Origin of the sequence: Streptomyces marincola, assembly GCF_020410765.1 — a bacterium.
Classification (GTDB): Bacteria; Actinomycetota; Actinomycetes; order Streptomycetales; family Streptomycetaceae; genus Streptomyces; species Streptomyces marincola.
This window is the reverse complement of sequence record NZ_CP084541.1, coordinates 1,870,841-1,890,048: the sequence shown is the minus strand read 5'-3', so window position 1 is coordinate 1,890,048 and position 19,208 is coordinate 1,870,841. Positions and strand designations below refer to the sequence as shown.

Below are 19,208 nucleotides of genomic sequence, written 5' to 3'. Positions count from 1 at the left end.
GACGCGGCGGGCATCGTCGTCGTCGCACGGGGGGAGGGCCCGGAGGACCGTGCGACGACTCCGGGCCCGCACCGGCTCACCTGCCGCCCGTCACCACCGGCCGCCGCCCGCGCGGTACCGACCGGCGCCCCACCGGTCCGGCGCGAAGGCCGCCGCGAGGCCCGCCGCCTTGGTGCCCCACTGGTCGTCCGAGCCGTCACCGGCCAACGGAACGCCCCACCCGCCGCCGGACCCCGGCCGCGGTATCCCGCGTCCGCCGGCCGCCGCCGCCGGCCACGCCCTGTCCCGGACGGCCTCGATCGCCGAAATCCCGTTCCCACACGCCGCGAACGCGGTCCCCTCAGGTTCTCCGCTCATGATCCAGAGCGTGGCACACGGCACTGACATTGGCCCGGGACCGGTAACCGGCCGCACGACGGGCAAAGGGCTGGACAGATTCCTCTCCGCTGGGTAGACAGTCACCCGAAGCTCCGGGCGGACGGGTTGATCTGGGTCGACAACGCGTCCCCCAGGAGCTTCACCCCTGTCGGCGCCCCGCGCCGACTGCCGTCCGCACCGGGCGAGTTGCATCGCGCGGTGCCCGGCACGCCCCTTCAGCGGCGCGCCCCTCACCGGCGCGTTCCGCAGACCGCGCGGTCGACCAGGGCGATCGTGGCCTCCTGCTGCCGCATGAAGCGCTCCTCGTCACCGAAGCGGGTGGTGAACACGGCCGCCGCGGCCGAGACTTCGCCGTCCTCGGTCACCGCCGTCTCCGAGACCGTGCCGAACGAGGTGCCCCCGTGGTGCCACACGCCGTCGGGGCAGCCCTCGGCCGGGCGCCAGGCGATGCCGAGCCCGTACCGCGCGTCCTCGCCGGGCTCCTGGCTCTCCGGCACCGTGGTGCGCATCTGCGCGAGCTGTTCCGGAGGCAGCAGCCGGCCGTCCATCAGCGCCCGCAGGAAGGTGTTCATGTCGTCGGTGGTGCTGATGATGCCGCCGTCCGCGCCGCCGTCGACGGACAGCGTGGTGTCGGTCAGTTCCCGCGTGCCGGGAAACTGGAGGTAGGCGGTGGCCGTGGGATGCGGCACGTAGGCCGAGGTGCCCATGGTCATGGTGCGGCGCAGCCCGAGCGGTTCGATGACGCGCTCGTGCACCTCACGTTCCCAGGTGTGGCCCGTCGCCCGTTCGATGATCATTCCGGCCAGGACGTAGTTGGTGTTGGAGTAGGCCCACCGGGTCTCGGACGCCGGGTCGTCCGCGTCGGGCAGCCAGCCGGGGGCGCGCGTCATGGCCAGCGCGACCTTCTCCTCCGGCGTACGGGCCGTGAAGCGTTGTGCACGGTAGTTCTCGGGCGTCAACTGGGCCGGGTCTCCGAAGAGGATGTCGGTGTAGTTCGCCAGCCCGCTGGTGTGCTGCAACAGGTTCCTGACGGTGATCCGGTCGCCGTCGTTGCCGTTTCCTGCGACCACCCCGGGCAGCCACCGGCCGACCGTGTCGTCCAGGTCGAGCGTTCCCTCGGCGACCAGTTGGAGGACCACCACGGCCACGAACGTCTTGGTGTCGCTGCCGATCCGGTAGTACGCGTCCCAGGGCACCGCGCCGTCCTCCGCCAGGTCCGCGACGCCCGCCCTGACCGCCGTGTCGCGCCCGTCGGCCGCGCGGGCGCGGGCCACCAGGCCGGTGGCCCCCGACTCGCGCACGGCGTCGGCGTGCCGCTGCAACGGGCCGCCGGGACCCCGCCCGGCGTCCGCGGCGCCCTGGGCACCCGCGTTCGTGCCCAGCAGCGTGCCGACCGTGATCGCGCCGACCCCGGCCAGGCCGAGCAGCGTCCGCGTTCCGGCCGAGCGGCCCCATCGTGCACCCGTCGTCGTTCTCATACCGCGAAACGCTAGGGACCGCGGGCCGCGCGGGACATCCGGGCGGCCCGAGGCTCCGGGGTGGGGACAACCCCAGGGCGCCGGTCAGCGTTTGACGCGGGCGCGGACCGCGAGAACGGCCAGGGCGAGCAGCAGCGGCGCGGAGAACCGGGCGGCCATCTCGGTGTAGGTGCCCGCCGTGGTGAGGTGCTGCCCCGAGGAGCGGAACACGCCGCTGTTGATCACGACCCGCAGCGCCTTCTCGAACCGCTCGGCGGTCAAGCGGTCGCCCGGCGGACCACCGGGGTTGACCGGCGGCGGGGTGTCCGTGACCAGCGCGAGTTCCTGGCCTGCCTCGACCTGCCGACCGGTGACGGACGGCTTCGGCTCGTCGGCCGGCAGCCCCCACAGCATCAGGGCCAGCACGGTGGCCGTCATGGCGGCACCGAGCCACGCGAGGGCGCGGGAGGCCCGCAGACCGTAGCCCGAGGTGGCCCAGTACAGGCGCAGCAGCAGGCGTTCGGGGAACGGGGTGCCGCGGTCCCGGCGGCGCATCTCCATCTCGCCGTAGTAGAAGTCGGCGGCCCCCGGCTCGTTCTTGCCGTCCTCCAGGGCCTTGCGCAACTGCCGGTACAGCCCGGCCACCACCACGGCGCGCAGGTCGGGCGCGGGCGACGCGTCCTGCCGGTCCGGATCGGGCCGCCAGCCGCGCGCTGCGGGGCCGCGATGTCCGGCGGCGCGGAAGTGGTGCTCCTCGACCAGGACTTTGCGGTGCGACCAGCGCGCGGGCAGCACGCCGCGACGGTGCCAGCCGACCGGCGGGCGGGCGAACGTGACCCGGCCGCTGAGGCTGAGCTGGTCCAGGTTCACCGCGCCCGCGAGACGGCACTCGGCCATGTCCACGTCCGTCAGGCTGAGATGGGAGGTGTCGACGCCGTTGAGCGACAGGACCCGCACTCCCGCGTCCGCGTCCCCGCGCGTCCGGTCCGCCACCTCGCCGCCCGAGTCGTCCGTGAACGGCTGCGGCTCGGCCGCCAGGCTGACCGGGTACTCCAGCACCGCGCCGGACAGGTCCACGCGGGCGTACCGCGCGCGCAGGGCCGCCGTCGAGGCGAACCGCGTCCGCCGCAACGCCAGCGCGCCCGCCGCCACCTCCACCGTCACCGGTGCGCCGAACACCGCCCCGCTCAGCTCCACCGTGCCCGCGCACGTCAGGGGCCCGAGCCGGGGCGCCGCCTCGAACCGCGCCCACCGGAACCCGGCGTCGCCCGCGAACTCCACCCGCTCGAACTGGGCGTCGCCCGCGAACTCCGCTCGGTGGAACCCTGCCTCACCACGGAACGCGGCACCGTAGAACCCGGCGTCGCTGCCGAAGACGGCCTGGTCGAACCTGGCCTCCCCCGAGAACGCCGCCCCGTGGAACCCGGCCTCACCCGTGAACGTCGCCCGCTCGAAACCGGCCGCACCGGCGAACGTCGTTCCGTGGAACCCGGCGTCTCCGGTGAACGTGGCCTGATCGAACCCGGCCCTGCCGACGAACGCCACCCGATCGAACCCGGCGGCACCGGAGAACGCCGCCCGCTCGAACTGGGCGTCGCCGCCGAAGGACGCCCCGTAGAACCGCGCCTCACCGCTGAACACGGCCCGCGCGAACTGAACGTCGCCCGCGAAGGACGCCTCCTGGAACTGCGCGGCGCCGAGGCGCGACCGACCGGTGGCGGGATCGCGCAGCGCGGCGAGGAGACGGTCGAGCAGGCGGGAATCGAACGAGGTGCCGCGATGGTCCACATCGGCGCCGGGCGCCAACCCGCCCAGATACGCCGCGCGTTCGGCCTCGTCCACGTGCACCAGGCACGCGGCGCGCCCGGCGATACGGACGCCTCGGCAGCCGACCCGGTCATCGGCGGTGGCGCCGTGGCCGCAGTGCGGCCACGGCACCAGCGGGCCGCCGGAAGCGGCGGAAGGCTCGTCGGTCATGCCCGGTGGACGACCGACACCGCCCGCCGGTTGCCCCCGCCCCCGCCCCACCGACCAGGACCGGCCACACCCCACCTCCCGGAAACCTAGGCCCGAGGGCGCTCCGTCGAAATGCTGGATGTGCGCTGATCGACGACGGAGGAAGCGCGGAGAGAGTCGGTGAGGGTACTTTGCTGCTTGGCGTCCGACTTCGAGGAAGTAAGTAAAAACGACCTGCCTCCGGCAGAAAACCGCAGCTCACGCTCTCTGCTCCCCGCCCACGCGGGGGTGACCCCATCCGGCCGAAAAGGCGCCCCAATTCGAGGCTCTGCTCCCCGCCCACGCGGGGGTGACCCCGCGGACGGCGTCTTTCGTGCGCAGTGCGGCCACTGCTCCCCGCCCACGCGGGGGTGACCCCACCTTCGGAACACGCCAGCGAACACCCCAGGACTGCTCCCCGCCCACGCGGGGGTGACCCCGGCATCAGCAGCCTGGGGAGTGAGCGGCACCGCTGCTCCCCGCCCACGCGGGGGTGACCCCCGACGCCACCACCAGCATGACGGGCACGCAGCACTGCTCCCCGCCCACGCGGGGGTGACCCCACCCCCACATGGCGCGAGTTCCTGCGGAACGGCTGCTCCCCGCCCACGCGGGGGTGACCCCCCGTCCGCGGCGCCGCTGGAGGTCGGCGGAGTCTGCTCCCCGCCCACGCGGGGGTGACCCCTTGTTGCGGGCGGCGATCGAGACCGCGCTGATCTGCTCCCCGCCCACGCGGGGGTGACCCCCCGACGATCGTCAACCGCTGGGACATCAACTGCTGCTCCCCGCCCACGCGGGGGTGACCCCTCGACCTGCGCGCACGTCGCGTCGCGCAGGGCCTGCTCCCCGCCCACGCGGGGATGGGTCATGAGTGATCGGGGGAAGGGGTGTTCGGTCGGGGCGTGCCGGAGGCGGAGGGTGTCTGTCCGGAGTTGTTGAACGGGCGGGTCAACGCAGTCTGTTGCGTAGGCGTGGGTCGGTGCGGCGGGCGGCCCAGAGGATGGTGGTGCGTTGCATGGTGAACGTCTCGCCGGTGGTGAAGAGGAGGCGTTTGCGGCCGGGGCCGGTGGCGATCATGTCCTGAACGGTGTGGCACTGCCCGCCGATCATGATCTGGTCTCCGACGGCCACCGTGGTCGCGTCGACCTCCACGGAGATCAGCACGCCCTTCATGAGTGGTCCTCGCATGCCGGGGCGCAGGCCATGAGCCGGTATCCGCGCACGGTGGCCAGCAGGCGGGCGGGACGGCGGCGCAGTCCGGCGCGGCACAGGACGCAGGCGCGGCCCTCGCGTTGCCGGGGTGAGAGATCGCGTTGCACGTCCACCCCGGCCAGCGGCTGCGGGCCGCTCCCGGGCGGGCATCGGTGGTGCTCGCCCTCCACATACATGTGCGGGCAGTGCGGGCAGGCGATCAACGAACCGACCACTGGCGGCAGTTGCTTACGCACGGGCGGCCCCCGTTCCGCCGGGCAGGACGTGGCGCAGGGCGTCGAGCAGGTCCGGCGGGTGCGTCAGGCAGGTCGCCGTCGGGCGCGAGAGCCACCGCAACGACGCACCACCCTCCCACGGCCCACCCACACAACCGACCGGCGGGACCGCGATCTCCCACCCCGCGCGCAACACATGCGTCCCCGGCGCCAGCCGCTCCCACCCCTCGGCCGCCCCGACCCGCACCAGCCAGGTCATCGACTCGGCCACCCGGTCCTCGATCACCGGCCCCGACCGCTCCCGCAACCGGGACAGCACCCGCAGCCCGACGAACGTCGGCAACCGCACCCCCTCCCACCACCGCCCACACACCACATCCGTCACACCCTCAACAGGCACCCACTCCGGCGACCCTCCAGCCATCACCGCGCCCCCTTCCCGGGCAGGCGCGACGGCCGGTTGCTGACACGCCGGTCCGGCGGCGGCCCGTACCAGTCCGGGCCCATGCCCGCTGCGGCATCCGCGATGATGGCGCGGCGATGCCGCTGGCCAGGGGTATGACGAGGGTTGCTCGGCACGATCGACTCCTGTGGCGACGTGAGCACTGAACGTCACCACCATGCCCTCGCGGGCGGGCCTCGACTTTCAATCAACGATGAAGGTCTCGGCCCTCCGTGGCGGCTATACGCCGACCCAACGCGCGTATCGGCGCAGCTCCTCCGACGGCTTGCCACGCCCGCTGAGAAGCGCCAGCACGGTTTCGTGAGTGGTCGGGTGGTACCGGGTCTGTACAGGTTCCGCCTGCCGAGCGCTCACCAGTGACCGCAGAGCTTTGTCCGGGCGTCGCACACGCTCGTAGCCCCGGGCCAGATCCATGTGGTGGTGTGCCACGCGGTGCCGGGCCCAGCCCTCGGGAAAGACCACCTTCTCGCCGTCCTCGATGGCCTCGCCCACCTTTCCGAGATCCAGGCGCACGGACACGCGGTGCAGCCTGACGTTGGTTGTGTCGAAGACCAGCCCGTAGGGGTCGAAGTCAGCCGGTAGGCGGGCGGCGAGAACCGCGGCCTCCCGTACGTGGTCCTCCGCCGTCTGGGCGGCACCGGGCACGCGGCGACGCGAATGCAGAACGGCGGCCTTGAGATGGAGGGACCCCAACATGGACATCGCGTGCGGATCGGCGGCGCCCGCCGCTGTATCCACCTCGCGTGTCATCGCGTCGATGCCCGCCAACCCGATGTCGAACGCACCGTGGTACAGGAAGAAGTTGGACCGGCAATGCGTGATGACACCCTTCAGGTACGGGTCGCCCGACCGCGCGGCAGCGAAATCCTGGCGCTCCAGCGCCATCAGGCCCACCTCGGGGTAGCCAAGCCGATGCGCGAAGATGTACGCCAGGCGGTAGCTGGACGCGAGCAACCGATAGGCGAGCTCCTGATCCCGGCCCGGAGGCAGCATGGAGACGGCATGCAGCAGCTCGTCGATCAGCGCGGGAATGTGCGGCCCGATCTCGGCGCCTCGGCCGTGCACACGCAGGGCATCGAGCCGGTCGATATCGGAACGGATCTCGCGCACCGGCCGTGGCGGGATGCCGGTGGCCGTGACGTGGAAAGGGTTGGCGACCGCCAGCCGTACCGGCTGCACCAACTCGTCCAACTGATCGCCGCGCAGATTGTCCACGTACGGCTGTCCGGTGATATCCGTGATGTGGACGCGAAGAGCGCGAGCGCACGCTGCCTGAACGGTGGGAGACACCGGCATGGCGCCCGTCTCGATCTTGGTAATCGTGCTGTAGGAGATGTGGGCTCGCTGGGCAAGGCCGTGCTGGGTCCATCCGCGCGCCTTGCGGAAGCCTTGGATGCGCTTTCCCATCCGGGCGTCATCGCGCTCGTCACCGCTTCGCGGCATGGTGAACTCCGTTTCCGTCCACTGTGGATAAGAGCAACGGTACTCCGTTGCTCAGCGCCCAGGCAGTAAACGGACGTCGCGGGCGGGGTATTGGAGACCCGTGGCGTTCATAACGGCAATCGGAACACGTGGGCAAGCCGGTGCATGTCGGAAGTCAGTGTGCGTCGCCGATCGATGATCAGTCCGAGCACGTCACGGGCGTACCGCTGATGCGGCAACCATTGCGGTGCCTCCCGCTCCAGCGTCAGCAGAGTGTCGAAAGCGTCAGCGTGGCGACGTGTGAGTACCTGGGCGTGTGCCACATCGAGAAGATGGCGGTTTCTGTTGCCGGTTGACGGTGACAGCCGCTTCGCGTCGATCATTTTTGCGATACTCAGGACGGCTGCCGGGCGTTCTTCGACCATTGCCTGTTCGGCCTGCTGCATCGCCACGGTGAGTCGGGAGAAACGGCGGATGAATCCCGCGCGTCTGACCGCTGCCGAGGTCGGAGTCCGTCCCATGGTGGCTGCCGCCGCTGTCGCCAGCCGCAGCGCCATGTCGGCCTCGTCCGGCCGGTTGTCCCGCGACGCCGTCGCCGCTACGCGCAGAAGCATCCAGCCCCACGCGCTCAACTCCCCGGCGGTCGCCTGGGACAGCCGCGGTTCCAAGTCGTCTGCCCACTGGATCGACAAGGCGGCGGCCTCTGCCAGCCGGCCTCGCCGGAGGAGGAGCCACACACGGTGGTTGGCCAGTGCGGCGACATGAACGGCAGTTGGCGCGTCCCGCTCCACCGCGGTGAAAGCCTGCTCGGCCAGACTGTAGTTCCGAGTCTGGACCATCAGCCGACCGGTGATCTGCATGATTTCGGCGCGCATGGAGCGGCCATGAGGGTGGACAGCGGCCAGGTCGTGCGCGTCGCGGAGCAAGGGAGGCAGAATGTGGCTCAGCATGTCGAGATTGCCATCGGCGTAGGCAGAAATGGCGTTGTCCAGCCCGACGCGTACGCCGTCGAGAGTGGGTGCCTCTGTCGCGTCACCGACGCCTTGGCCTGTGAGGGCGTCGCGCACGCGCGCCCATGTGTCGGCTTCCGCGCCCTGCGCCGGTTCGGCGTCTTCGGCCTCTCCGCTGATCAGCCTCGTCGTAGGGATGTGAAGCGCGGATGCGAGTCGGCGCGCGGTCTCCAGTCGGGTGTCGGTCCGCTCGCCCTGTTCCAGCTTTCTGATGAGGCTGACGGACACACCCGAGGCTTCGGCAAGACCGTGCTGCGTGAGGCCGCTGTGCTTCCGGGCGCGCTTCAGGCGCTCCCCAATGTCGTGATGAGACATGGTGGATGGCTCCAGTCGTATTCGACACCGAAACCGTACCCCGGCGAGATACGTGCGAACGTCGGACAATGCCCGCGCGCAAGGCGCGACTTCCGGGTGAAAGGGCGAAACACACCGGTCAGGGGTAGGGGAACGGGCCGCCTGGCGCGACGTCGCGTGACGCGTTCGGGGTAAATGGTTCGTGCGGGGCGGGGTGGGCGGGGGAGCATGGTGGGCATGTCCGTGCCCGATCCCGCCCAGTTGCACCCGTCGTCGCGTCCCGACCTGACGAACGTGGTCTTCCTCGCCAACCAGGTGACGTCCGAGTTCATCGAGGTGGGGGAGTTCACGTACTACGACGACGGCGGCTCCGGTGTGCCGTTCGAGGTGGGGAACGTTCTGTACAACTACGGTCCGCAGCGGTTGGTGATCGGGCGGTTCACGACGATCGCGACCGGTGCGACGTTCCTGATGCCGGCGGGGAACCATCCGATGGTGGGGCCGTCGACGTATCCGTTCACGATGTTCGGCGGCGCCTGGGCGGAACGCACGCTCGACACCTATCTGTCGATCGAGCAGCCGCCCGACACCCGCGTCGGCAACGACGTGTGGATCGGCCGGGGCGCGACGGTCATGCCGGGGGTCGCCGTGGGGGACGGCGCCGTCGTGGCCGCGCACGCGGTGGTGACGCGGGATGTCGAGCCGTACGCCGTCGTCGCCGGGAATCCGGCCCGGCACATCAGGACCCGGTTCACGCCCGACGAGGTGGGCCTGCTGCTGCGGGCGCGGTGGTGGGACTGGCCCGTCGAGTTGATCACCGAGCACGCCGCCACCCTCATGGGCGGGACACCGGCCGAGGTCGCCGCGATCGAGGCCGAACGCCGACGTGCGGACCGGCCCGGCCCCGAGTAAGCCCCGGCCCCGGCCCTGTGGGTGCCGGGGCCGGCCGGGCGTCAGCCGGAGACGACCCGGAAGCTCAGGCCCCGGAACGTGCCGGGGAACTGGTGCAGGTCTCTGTCGGGGGAGTGGTACGTGCCGCCCGTGCAGTCGGGCCCGGCGTGGACGTCGATCGGGCCGACCATGTTGGCGATCATGCGGGTGGAGAACGGCAGGTTGACGCACTCGGACCCGGGATCGACGTACCGCACGTACTCGCTGCCGAACGCCGCCTCCTCCCAGAACGCGACCTCGCCCTGCCCCAGGGGCGGTTCGTCGGCGGACGCGGGACCCGCGGCGGCGACGCCGGTCACCAGGACGGCCGCGGTCGCGGCCAGGGCGGCCGACCACTTCGTGGTCCGTTGCTTGTGCATGCTTGACACCTTCCACAGCGCGATGAGGAGCTGACACGGTGTTGCGTTGCCGGGGCAACGCTCCCCCCGGACGGGCTAGTTGTCAAGGGTTCAACTAAAGTCGCGGTCCGGGTGTGCACAGGCCGTTCCCCGAGGGAAACGGCGTCCGGATCAGGTCGTGGCGCCCGCGCGCCGGCCCGACCAGATGGATCCGAGCACGACCGGGACGCCCAGGACGGAGCCGCCCACGGCCAGAATCCAGCACACCGCGGACCCGCCCGCGAGCGCCGCGTAGGCGCTGCCCGCCAGCATGGTCGTGGCGACCAGGACGTACCAGGCCACCAGCCCCGGCGTGGTCGGGGGAGTCGCGACGTAGGACTTCCCGCTGGGGACCATGAGTTGCTCGGTCTTCCCGTCGGCGCCGGAGAACAAGGCGATGACGAAGCCCACGGTGAACAGGACCGCGGCCGTGACGTACGCCAGGAAGGCCGCGAGGCCCGGCGTGCCGGGCGCCGCCGCCGAGGCCGCGACGGCGTAGCCGAGGACGAGACCGGTCAGCGCGTTGCCCATGATCCACAGGCGGCGCGTGCGGCGCGTGGCGTGGGCCAGCAGCCGGGCCCCGCAGATCAGCAGGCCGAGGGCGAGCACGACGATGCCCGCCAGGTCGGTCCAGCTCAGCGGGTCGGGGTCGGGCGGCGCGGTGACCGCGAGCGCGGCGGCGGCCGACAGGCCGGCCGAGAGCGCGCACACGACGCGCAGCACGGCCGCCGTCCCGCCGGAGAACGCCTCCGGGGAGTCGAACTTCACCAGCATCAGGCCCGCGAACGCGACCGCTACCGCCCAGCCCGGGAAGTCGCCCGTGTCCGCGAGGCCGGTCAGGAGCGGCGGAACGGTGGCCGCCGCGAAGGCCGCGCCGGCGAGTGCCAGCAGCGCCCGGTGGAGTGGCCCGCCCCCGGTCCTGACGGGCAGCGTCCGCTCCTGGGGCACGAGCGCCGGAGAGGGCGCGGCGTTCCGTGGCGGCTCACGCTCCTCGCGCGCGCCCTGCCGACGCAACTCGCTCTCCCAGTGCGCCCAGTCGGTGCTGGCCGCCCCGGCCGGGATGTCGGGCAGCGAGGACAGGGCAGGGGGCCGCCACCGTTCGGCGGCGAAGTGCCGCAACGCCGCCTCCGTCTGCCAGGGCAGCACCGGACGCAGCCCCAGGCTGCACACCACGTACCACGGCCCGTCGCTCCTGGCCACCCGGCGCCCGCGCGGCGCGCCCGGGTGCAGCCGGACGTGCACGCCGTACAGGCGCGTGTCCACGCCGCGCGCCCTGGTCCGGCGAACGGCGACCTCCTCGACGTATTTCCACGCGTACCGCTCCCGGCGCAACCGGCCGGTCCGGCACTCGATGTGGTCGGGGGTGATCCGCAACGTGTCCCTGCGGCGCGGCATGACGTAGGCCGTGAAGGCGAAGAGGCCGCCGAAGGAGAAGAGGAAGAACGCCGGCGCCCAGATCACGGGCAGCGCCTCGGTGCCGTCGCGGGCCGCGATCTGGAGCGTCCACAGGCCCGCCGCGGGCATCAGCACCAGCAAGGGGCCGAGCACGAGCCTGCGTTGCCTGATCGCGATCTCGACGCCGCCGCCCCACAGCAGGGTGACGGCGTCGGGCGGCAGCACGGGCGCCCGCCCTGCGGCGCGGCGGCCGAGGACGGGCGCGGGACCGGTCGAGGTGCCCGCGGCGAGCCGCCGTTGGAGGCGGATGTTGCGGAACTGGTAGGTGCCGCCGGTCTCGCGCAGCACGCCTTGGGCGCGCGCGTCCTTCATGAACCGCATCAGCGACCAGGGCACGCGGCCGGTCAGCGCGAGGCTGCCCCTGGCCAGCAGCCAGCGGCTCCACGGGCTGACGCCGACGAGCATCGTGACGGCCCCGAGCCACCCCGCGGCCCCGAGCGCGATGCCCTGCCCGGCGTCCTCCCGCCACACGGGGCCGCCGAGGGCGAGCCCGACCACGGGGCCGGTGACGCACAGCGTGAACAGCACGGCCATGTGCTCGCCGCGCATCAGCCGGCCCGGGGTGACCGCCTCCTCCTCGGTGGTGGACGGCGCGGCGAACAGGAGGGTGAGCGCCGCGGCGGCCACGAGACCGGCCGCCTGGGCGAAGAACCGCTCCCGCAGCCCGGACTCCTCCGCCACGAGCCCGGCGCTGGCCAGGTACAGGCCCACCACGGCGGCCACCAGCAGCACGCTGACGGCCGCCCGGCCCGGCGTGGTGGCCTGCGCCGCGGAACGCAGCGCCGCCCACATCCGCAGCGGGCTCGCCTGTCTGCGCGGCCGGCCGAACCGGTAGTCCATGTACCAGATGCGAACGAGCAGTTGCAGCGCGAGGCCGAGCGTCACGCCGTTGAGCAGGGCGGTCCAGATCGAAAGGGGGATCGTGACGTCGTCGAACCACGCGACCTCGCCGCGCTCGGCGAGGTACAGGTCGGCCAGCCGGGCCGCGGTCTCCGACACCGCGAGGCCGAGCAGCACGAGGGCGGGAAGGGCCAGGACGCGCGGCAGGAACGACTGGTGCAGGCGCCACCAGGCCAGCTCCGTGGTGCCCTGCCGTTCCGCGTGGCCCGCCAGGTGGCCCAGCCAGCGCCGCGCCCGCGCCGGAGACCAGCGGCGCGGCGGCTCCTTGCGGTCGCCGGAGACCAGCAGTTCGCCGCTGAAGACCGCGGGCACGAACGCGTCGAGCAGGTGGTCCTCCACCGCCTGCCGGGTGGGGAAGGCGGCCGGGTCGGCGAGCCGGGCGGGCTCCGACCACGGCCTGGCGTGGACCGTGCGCGCCAGCCACAGCATGAGCGGCGTGGACAGCGCGGTGGCCGCCGGCCCGTCCGGCCGGCTCAGCATCTCGGTGAACAGCGGCTCCCAGCGGCCCAGCGTCTCGGGTGCCGCGCTGCGCCGCAGGTAGTCGACGGCGTGCCGCGGCGCGACCTGCTGGGCCTCGATCGCGGCGGCGGACCGCAGTACGTGGTGCCGCGCGAGCGCGTCGAACTCCTCCGTGCGCGAGGTGATGATCAGCGGATGCCCCTCGTACAGCGCCCGGTTGAGCGCCCGCACGGCCGCCGCCTGGCGTTCGCGCGGCATCTCGTCGAGCCCGTCGAGCACCGGCAGCAGCCGCGCGGAGGGACCGGCCTGCCACAGCGCCCGCGCCGGGTGGCGGCCGTCCACGCGGGGCAGCCCCGGGTAGTCCTCGGTCACCCGCCGCACGAGCCACGCGCCGAACTCCTCGCGGTCCGGGTCCCAGTCGGACAGCGACAGCAGGACGGGCACGGGCAGCGCGGCGTCGGCGCCCGTCAGCCGGCGTTTGAGCAGGTCGAGGATCAGCATGATCGCGAGCGCCGTCTTGCCAGAGCCCGCGCCGCCCAGGATCGCCAGCCTGCGCTGCGGGAGGGCGAGGAACGACGTGAGCAGGGCCCCGGGTTCCTCGGCCGTTCCGTCGACGACGCCGCCGACGTTCTCCGGGTGGTCGACGCGGCGTTCGCGCGCCCGCCACTCCACCGCGAGCAGCGGCCGGTCGCCGCCCACGTCCCAGACCTTGGCCTCCTCGCGCCACTGCCGGAACACGGCCTCGGCCAGCGCGTGCGCGGCCCGTTCCGCGGCTGTCGGCGACGGCGGCAGGTGGAAGTGCATGTCGCCGTAGATGTCGCGGAACTGGACGACGACACCGGCGTTGCCGCTGAACAGGTTGACGGTTTCCCCGTCCCGCATGTCCTGATCCCCCCTCAAGACCTGCCTGCCGCCGCACATCCTAGTGCCGCGCCGGCCGGTCAGCCCCTGCCGCGCCTCCGGTCGAGCAGAACGCAGTCCCCGCACACGGGCCCCGCCCGGTCCGGCGCGGCGCGGTAGATGAGGCAGCAACTGCGGCGCCGGAACGCGCCGTTCGGCGCCGTCCCGACCGCGCCCCGCAGCGCGGGCCCGGTGAGCAGGCGCGTCAGGGCCGCGCGGGCGGTGGCCGCGGGGCCAGGACCCGCGCCAGCGGCGAACGCGGCGGTGGCGCCGTGCAGCGCGGAGGCCACGTTGCCGCGCAGCACCGCGGGCGGGACGGAGAGCGACGCGAACGCGGCGTCGAGACCCGCGACGGGCCCGTCGGCCAGGTAGGTGCCGAGGAACGCGGCGGGCGAGGCGTCGGCGTGCGCGGTGCCGGGCCCTCCGCCGCCCGTGCCCTCGGCGCCCGCGCCTGTGTCCTCGGCGGCGACGGACAGCGGAACGGGCCGGCCGAGCACCGGCTGCCACCACAGGGCGTCGAGCGAGCCCGCGAGGGCCCGCCGGCGCAGGACGGCGAGGGCGAGCGCGGGGGAGAGGAGCCGGGCGGCGAGCCCCAGGTGGGCGACGGACGCCGCGACGCGGGACTCGACCCGTTCCGGCGGAACGCCGTGCGTGCGGGCGAGCCCGGCGCGGACGGCGGCGACGTGTTCGAGCAGTGCGTCGGAGCCCGGCGCGAGGCGGGACATCGGCTGCCACGGCGGCCGGGGCGCGGCGCCCGCCGCGTGCTGCCGGACCGAGAAGAACGGGCCGAGCGCGTTCAGGGCCTCCGTGAACGGGGCCCGCGCGAACGAGACTTCCGCCGACGGGACTTCCGCCGACGGTGCCTGCGCGAACGGTGCCGCGTCCTGCGCGGGGTCGCTGCTCACCCGTCCATGATGCGCGCCCGCCGCCGGGCGCGGCGGCGGGCGGCCGGAAGCCGTCGGTGGCCCGTTCCCGAAGCCCCGCCGGTCACCGGGCGCGCAGCCCGGCGAGCAGCCGGTCGAGCGCGGCCCTGGTGTCGGCGAGGTCGGCGGGGGACGAGGTCGAGGCCAGCCACAGGGCCGCCTCGTTCATGCCGCCGGACAGCAGCCGCGCGAGCGGGGCGACGGGCTGCCGCGGAATGGTGCCGAGCTCGACCAACTCTTGGAGGACGTCGGTGAGATGGCGGGCGGACGCGGCCTCGTCCATCGCGCGCCAGTCGTTCCAGCCGAGCACGGCGGGCCCGTCCACGAGCATGATGCGGCGCACCTCGGGCGCGGTGCTCGCGGTGAGGAACTCCTGGCAGCCGGCGGTCAGCCGGTCCCACGGGTCCTCGTGCGCGCCCGCGGCGTCCGCCACCCGGCGGCCCACGTCCCGCTGCACCTCCTCAAGGACCGCGCGGAAGAGGTCGGCCTTGCCGCCGAAGTGGTGGTAGAGCGCGCCCTTGGTGACCCCGGCCGCGGCGACGACGTCCGTCAGGCCCACGGCGGCGTACCCCCGGTCCGCGAACAGGCGCGCGGCCTCGTGCAGCAGGGCCCGCCGGGTCCGCGCGCGTTGCTGCTCCCTGACCCCTCGGCCGGTCATGACGCCCTCCACCAGTTGACATACCGACGGTATGTGAGATGGTTCTTCACATACCGATGGTATGTGAAAGGTGGTGCCCGCATGCGGGTGAGCGGCTTCTATCCGGTGATCTGCACGGACCGGCTGGCCGAGTGCCATGCCTTCTACACGGGGTGCTTCGGGTTCCGCACCACGTTCGAGGCCGACTGGTACGTGAGTCTGCGCCACCCCGGCGAGCAGGGGTACGAGCTGGCGCTGCTCGACCCGGCCCACCCGACGCTCCCCGAGGGCCACCGCGCCCCGGCCGCCGGGCTGCTGCTCAACTTCGAGGTGGACGACGTGGACGCGGAGTGGGAACGCCTGGTGGTCCGCGCCGGGCTGCGGCCCGTTCTCCCGCTGCGCAGCGAGGACTTCGGGCAGCGCCACTTCATCGTCGCCGATCCGGCGGGCGTCCTGGTGGACGTCATCACGCCCATTCCGCCGAGCGCGGAGTTCGCCGGGCAGTACACCGGCGCCTGAACCGCGGCCCGGTGCCCGGTCGGCCCCGGCGCCGACCGGGCACCGGTGCCGGGAGGCCGGTCGGGCCGTGGCGGGCGCCCTCGGGGCGCGAGATGCGCAGCGACGGCGCGTGCGGCGCCGCGTCCCCCGGCTCCTGGGAGGGCGGCTGGTCCTGCGGCCCGTCGCCCCCGGGCGGCCCGCCCGGCGTCGGCGCGCCGCCGCGGCCCGGCGGCCCGCCGCGCCGCCGCCGGCGCAGCCGCACCCAGACGAACGCGATCCCCGCGCCCGCCGCGAGCACCGCGGCCAGCAGCGGGCCGCCGAACACCAGAACGCGTTCGAGCGCGGGAGCCGCCGCGTACCCCGCGCCCGCCTCGGCCCCCGCCCACAGCACCGCGGCCACGGCGCTGTACGGGGCGATGCGGCGGTAGGGCAGCCGGGCCGCACCCGCCACGTGCGGGGTGACGGTGCGCACCACGGGCACGAAGCGCGACACGAAGACGGCCTGCCCGCCGCGCCGTTCCATCAGGTGCTCCGCCCGCTGCCAGGCCGCGTCAGGCACCCGGCGGGCCAGGCGCCCGGCACGCAGCCGCTCGCCCAGCACCCGGCCCGTGCGGTGCCCGAGGCAGTCCCCCGCCACCACGGCGCACGCGGCGACCGCGATGACGAGAAGCAGGTTGAGGTCCCCGGCGCGGGAGAGCGCGCCGGCCGTCAGCAGCAGGGTCAGGGTGGGCACGAACGCGCCGACCAGCAGGATCGACTCGGTCAGCACCACCACCGCGAGCAGCACGTAGGCCACAGCGGGGGGCACCTGCCCGAGCGCGTCCAGCGGGTCGGTCACCGCACCGCCCCCACCACTTCGGGCACGGCGTCCGCCCTCTCGTCCCTGCCGGTCGCGGGCAGCCCGGGCGCGCGCAGGTGCCAGACCCGCGCCGGCGGCAGGTTCTGCCACGCCGTCCAGCGGCCGGTGGCGTACGCACGCCGGTACCCGGCCAGGATCTCCTCCACGGCGCGGTGGCGGCGCGCGGCGGCGCGCGAGGCCAGCAGGCTGCGCGCCGGGCGGGTGCCGTGGTAGGCGAAGTAGCTGAGGGTGCCGTCCGGACGCAGCAGTTCCAGGTACCGGTCCATGATCGTACGGACCGTCTCGGGTTCGAAGTTGGCGAACGGGAGTCCTGAGACGATCACGTCGTAGCGGTAGTCGGGCCGCAGGCGTTCGACCCGTGTCTCGTACACGTGCACCTGCCCCGCCCGCTCCGCCAGGCGCGGATCGCTGTGCAGCAGGTGCCGCAGCCGCCCGGCGAACCTCGGGTTCGCCTCGACCACGTCCAGCCGGCTGCCCGCCGGCAGCTGCGGTATGAGCGCCCGCGTGACGGCGCCGGTCCCGGCACCGGCCTCCAGTACCCGCAACGGCTGCCCCGCCCGGGCGCGCACCGGCTCCGTCAGCAGGCGGGCCAGCACCCTTCCGCTCGGCGCCACGGCGCCCGTGGCGCGCATGTCGCGGGCCGCTTCGAGCAGGAACGTCAGGCCGTCGGCCCGGCCGCGCTGCGGGTGGGAACAGTCGTGCGGGGAAGTCCAGTCCATCACACCTCGACGCTAGAAAGCGTTGCGCGCCGGCGTATCCGCCCTTGTGCGGCGGCTGCCACCGACGAAAGTAGGGGGTCGGCCGGTACGAACGACCCGGGTTCCGCGCCGCCCGCCCGCTTAGGCTGTGCCCGTGCGCCGGAGAGATAACCAGACATGGGTCACCCGAGGCCGCTACGGCCTCGTGATCCTGGTGACACTCGTCGCGGCGCAGAACGGCGCGGTCCACGCGGGCGGTTCGGCTCTCTCCACCCCCGTCGGCGTGGCCGTCCTGTGCGGCGCGGCCCTGCTCGCGCGGCGCGCGCACTGGCTGACGGCGCCCGCCCTGGCCACCGCGGCGACCGTTCTGTGGGGCTGGACGATGCTGCCGTTGCTGCTCGTCGCGCTGTTCGACCTCGCGGCGCACCGGCGCACCGGCGCCGCCGTGGCCTGCGCCGCCGCCGCGCTCGCGGGCAACGCCCTGGTCGAGCCCGACGTCGGTCTCTGGCTGCCGCAGCAGTACGGCTCGCCGCTGTTCCTCCTGCTCGCGGTCATGGCCGGCCTGTGGATGGGCAACAGGCGCCGCCTCGTCACGGCGCTCAGCGAGCAGGTGGAACACCTGCGCGTGGAACGCGAGTTGCGCGAACGCGCCGCCCGCGCCGCGGAACGTTCCGCCATCGCCGCCGAGATGCACGACGTCCTGGCCCACCGCCTCAGCCTGATCGCGCTGCACACCGGCGTCCTGAGCACCAGGGAGAAGACGCTGCCCGCCCCGGTCGCCGAGCGCCTCGCGCTGCTCCGCGCGGCCTCCACCGAGGCGCTCGCCGACCTGCGCGACGTCCTCGGCGCGCTGCGCTGCGGCTCCGAGGCCCACCCCGCCGCTCCCGAGCCCGTCCTGCGCGACGTGCGCGAGCTGGCGGAACAGGCCCGCGCGGCCGGCCAGTGCGTCGCGCTCACCGTCGAGGGCCGGCCGGACGGCGCGCCTGCCGCGCACCGGCTGGCCGTGTTCCGCCTGGTGCAGGAGGCGCTGACCAACGCCCGCAAGCACGCCGCGGGCGCCCCGGTGGCCGTGCGCGTCGACTACGGGCCGCCCGCGACGTTCGTCGAGGTCACCAACGCCCCCGGGGACCCCGCCCCGCCGCCGGTGCCCTCCGGGTACGGCATGGTGGGGCTGCGCGAACGCGTCACCGCCCTCGGCGGGCACCTGTCCGCCGGCCCCGGCGGCGCGGGCGCCTGGCGCCTGGTGGCGCGCATCCCGCACCCCACGCCCAGCGAGCAGAACGGCTCCCGCACATGATCCGCGCCATGATCGTCGACGACGACGCCCTCGTCCGCCTCGGCCTCGCCGACCTGCTCGAAAGCGACGAGGGCATCGAGGTCGTGGCCCAGGCGGTCGACGGGCTCCAGGCCGTCGAGCTGGCCGCGGCGCACCGCGTCGACGTCGCCCTCGTGGACGTCCGCATGCCGCGCATGGACGGCATCACCGCGACCACGTACCTGCGCGGCCTGACGCACCCGCCGAAGGTCATCACCCTCACCACGTTCGACCTCGACGAGTACGTCTACAACGCGCTCGCCGCGGGCGCCGACGGCTTCCTGCTGAAGGACACCGACCCGGCCGAGATCCTGCGCGCCGTGCACCTGGTCGCCGCGGGTTCCGCCATGCTGCACCCCACCGCGGCCCGCCGCGTCATCGACCGCTACCACCACGCCAACCAGCCGCGGGCCGCCATCGCCAGGGCCTGCCTCGACCAGCTCACCCCGCGGGAGCGCGACGTTCTCACGCTGCTCGCGCGCGGCGACACCAACGCGGACATCGCCGCCGGCCTCGGCATGCGGGAGAGCACCGTGAAGGCCCACGTCAGCCGCATCCTCTCCGCGCTCGACGTGACCAACCGGGTGCAGGCGGCCCTGCTGGCCAGGGACGCGGGACTGACGGCCTGAGGCCCGCGCGACCGGCCGGCGGCTGACGCGGCGTCAGGCTCCGGGTGCGCGCACGACCCTTGACGGCGCCGAGCCGCCATTGCCACACTCCCGAGCGGACGAAAGCGCTTGCTCCCCGGTTGTCCTGGCGGTTCACCGCCGTGCGGTCCGGGAGTGAAACG

General features: G+C 73.8%; 18 protein-coding genes and 1 CRISPR repeat array. Of the genes, 4 read left to right on the top strand and 14 right to left on the bottom strand.

Going from position 1 to position 19,208, the window contains the following annotated elements:
* Positions 1-90 precede the first annotated feature (90 nt).
* From LC193_RS08065 to LC193_RS08030, 8 genes are all read right to left on the bottom strand, one after another.
* Positions 91-357, bottom strand: coding sequence for a hypothetical protein (locus LC193_RS08065; RefSeq protein WP_226072913.1), 267 nt, complete (start codon positions 355-357; stop codon positions 91-93).
* Positions 358-608: 251 nt separating this feature from the next.
* Complete coding sequence (locus LC193_RS08060; protein ID WP_226072912.1) at positions 609-1,856, bottom strand: serine hydrolase domain-containing protein; 1,248 nt, start codon at positions 1,854-1,856, stop codon at positions 609-611.
* Positions 1,857-1,940: 84 nt separating this feature from the next.
* Entirely contained in the window at positions 1,941-3,812 is a 1,872-nt protein-coding gene (locus LC193_RS08055; protein WP_226072911.1) for a pentapeptide repeat-containing protein, read from the bottom strand.
* 246 nt (positions 3,813-4,058) lie between these two features.
* A CRISPR array of direct repeats spans positions 4,059-4,698; the repeat unit is 29 nt; unit sequence CTGCTCCCCGCCCACGCGGGGGTGACCCC.
* An 80-nt stretch (positions 4,699-4,778) separates the two neighbouring features.
* Positions 4,779-5,003: a hypothetical protein gene (locus LC193_RS08050; protein WP_226072909.1), complete on the bottom strand. Its 225-nt coding sequence runs from the start codon at positions 5,001-5,003 to the stop codon at positions 4,779-4,781.
* On the bottom strand, positions 5,000-5,257 hold the full coding sequence (locus LC193_RS08045; RefSeq protein WP_226072908.1) for a hypothetical protein: 258 nt from the start codon (positions 5,255-5,257) through the stop codon (positions 5,000-5,002). Before LC193_RS08045 ends, LC193_RS08050 begins: the two co-directional genes overlap by 4 nt.
* A gap of 13 nt (positions 5,258-5,270) precedes the next feature.
* On the bottom strand, positions 5,271-5,600 hold the full coding sequence (locus LC193_RS08040; RefSeq protein WP_226072907.1) for a hypothetical protein: 330 nt from the start codon (positions 5,598-5,600) through the stop codon (positions 5,271-5,273).
* A gap of 339 nt (positions 5,601-5,939) precedes the next feature.
* The gene (locus LC193_RS08035; RefSeq protein WP_226072906.1) at positions 5,940-7,163 is read right to left on the bottom strand and encodes a helix-turn-helix domain-containing protein; all 1,224 of its coding nucleotides are present in this window, start codon (positions 7,161-7,163) and stop codon (positions 5,940-5,942) included.
* Positions 7,164-7,270: 107 nt separating this feature from the next.
* Complete coding sequence (locus tag LC193_RS08030; RefSeq protein WP_226072905.1) at positions 7,271-8,467, bottom strand: helix-turn-helix domain-containing protein; 1,197 nt, start codon at positions 8,465-8,467, stop codon at positions 7,271-7,273.
* 216 nt (positions 8,468-8,683) lie between these two features.
* On the opposite strand from LC193_RS08030, the gene LC193_RS08025 reads away from it, so the two are divergent.
* On the top strand, positions 8,684-9,358 hold the full coding sequence (locus tag LC193_RS08025) for a CatB-related O-acetyltransferase (protein ID WP_226072904.1): 675 nt from the start codon (positions 8,684-8,686) through the stop codon (positions 9,356-9,358).
* A gap of 41 nt (positions 9,359-9,399) precedes the next feature.
* Here the strand turns inward: LC193_RS08025 and LC193_RS08020 are convergent, their stop codons facing one another.
* From LC193_RS08020 to LC193_RS08005, 4 genes are all read right to left on the bottom strand, one after another.
* Complete coding sequence (locus LC193_RS08020) at positions 9,400-9,756, bottom strand: hypothetical protein (protein ID WP_226072903.1); 357 nt, start codon at positions 9,754-9,756, stop codon at positions 9,400-9,402.
* A 150-nt stretch (positions 9,757-9,906) separates the two neighbouring features.
* On the bottom strand, positions 9,907-13,470 hold the full coding sequence (locus LC193_RS08015) for an NACHT domain-containing protein (RefSeq protein WP_226072901.1): 3,564 nt from the start codon (positions 13,468-13,470) through the stop codon (positions 9,907-9,909).
* A 59-nt stretch (positions 13,471-13,529) separates the two neighbouring features.
* A complete protein-coding gene (locus LC193_RS08010; protein WP_226072899.1) occupies positions 13,530-14,393 on the bottom strand; it encodes a (2Fe-2S)-binding protein in 864 nt (287 codons plus the stop codon).
* An 82-nt stretch (positions 14,394-14,475) separates the two neighbouring features.
* Positions 14,476-15,069, bottom strand: a complete 594-nt coding sequence (locus LC193_RS08005) for a TetR/AcrR family transcriptional regulator (RefSeq protein ID WP_226072897.1) — start codon at positions 15,067-15,069, stop codon at positions 14,476-14,478.
* A gap of 81 nt (positions 15,070-15,150) precedes the next feature.
* On the opposite strand from LC193_RS08005, the gene LC193_RS08000 reads away from it, so the two are divergent.
* The gene (locus tag LC193_RS08000) at positions 15,151-15,567 is read left to right on the top strand and encodes a VOC family protein (protein ID WP_226072894.1); all 417 of its coding nucleotides are present in this window, start codon (positions 15,151-15,153) and stop codon (positions 15,565-15,567) included.
* Here LC193_RS08000 and LC193_RS07995 read toward each other — a convergent pair.
* Both LC193_RS07995 and LC193_RS07990 read right to left on the bottom strand, forming a co-directional pair.
* The gene (locus tag LC193_RS07995) at positions 15,515-16,384 is read right to left on the bottom strand and encodes a DedA family protein (RefSeq protein WP_226072892.1); all 870 of its coding nucleotides are present in this window, start codon (positions 16,382-16,384) and stop codon (positions 15,515-15,517) included. The two genes, LC193_RS08000 and LC193_RS07995, sit on opposite strands and share 53 nt — an antisense overlap.
* Positions 16,381-17,127, bottom strand: a complete 747-nt coding sequence (locus LC193_RS07990) for a class I SAM-dependent methyltransferase (RefSeq protein WP_404819372.1) — start codon at positions 17,125-17,127, stop codon at positions 16,381-16,383. The genes LC193_RS07995 and LC193_RS07990 overlap by 4 nt, the downstream gene beginning before the upstream one ends.
* A gap of 130 nt (positions 17,128-17,257) precedes the next feature.
* Here LC193_RS07990 and LC193_RS07985 point away from each other — a divergent pair, with 130 nt between their 5' ends.
* Together LC193_RS07985 and LC193_RS07980 are read left to right on the top strand one after the other, a co-directional pair.
* The gene (locus LC193_RS07985; RefSeq protein ID WP_226072888.1) at positions 17,258-18,400 is read left to right on the top strand and encodes a sensor histidine kinase; all 1,143 of its coding nucleotides are present in this window, start codon (positions 17,258-17,260) and stop codon (positions 18,398-18,400) included.
* A complete protein-coding gene (locus tag LC193_RS07980; RefSeq protein ID WP_226072886.1) occupies positions 18,397-19,047 on the top strand; it encodes a response regulator in 651 nt (216 codons plus the stop codon). Before LC193_RS07985 ends, LC193_RS07980 begins: the two co-directional genes overlap by 4 nt.
* Positions 19,048-19,208 lie beyond the last annotated feature (161 nt).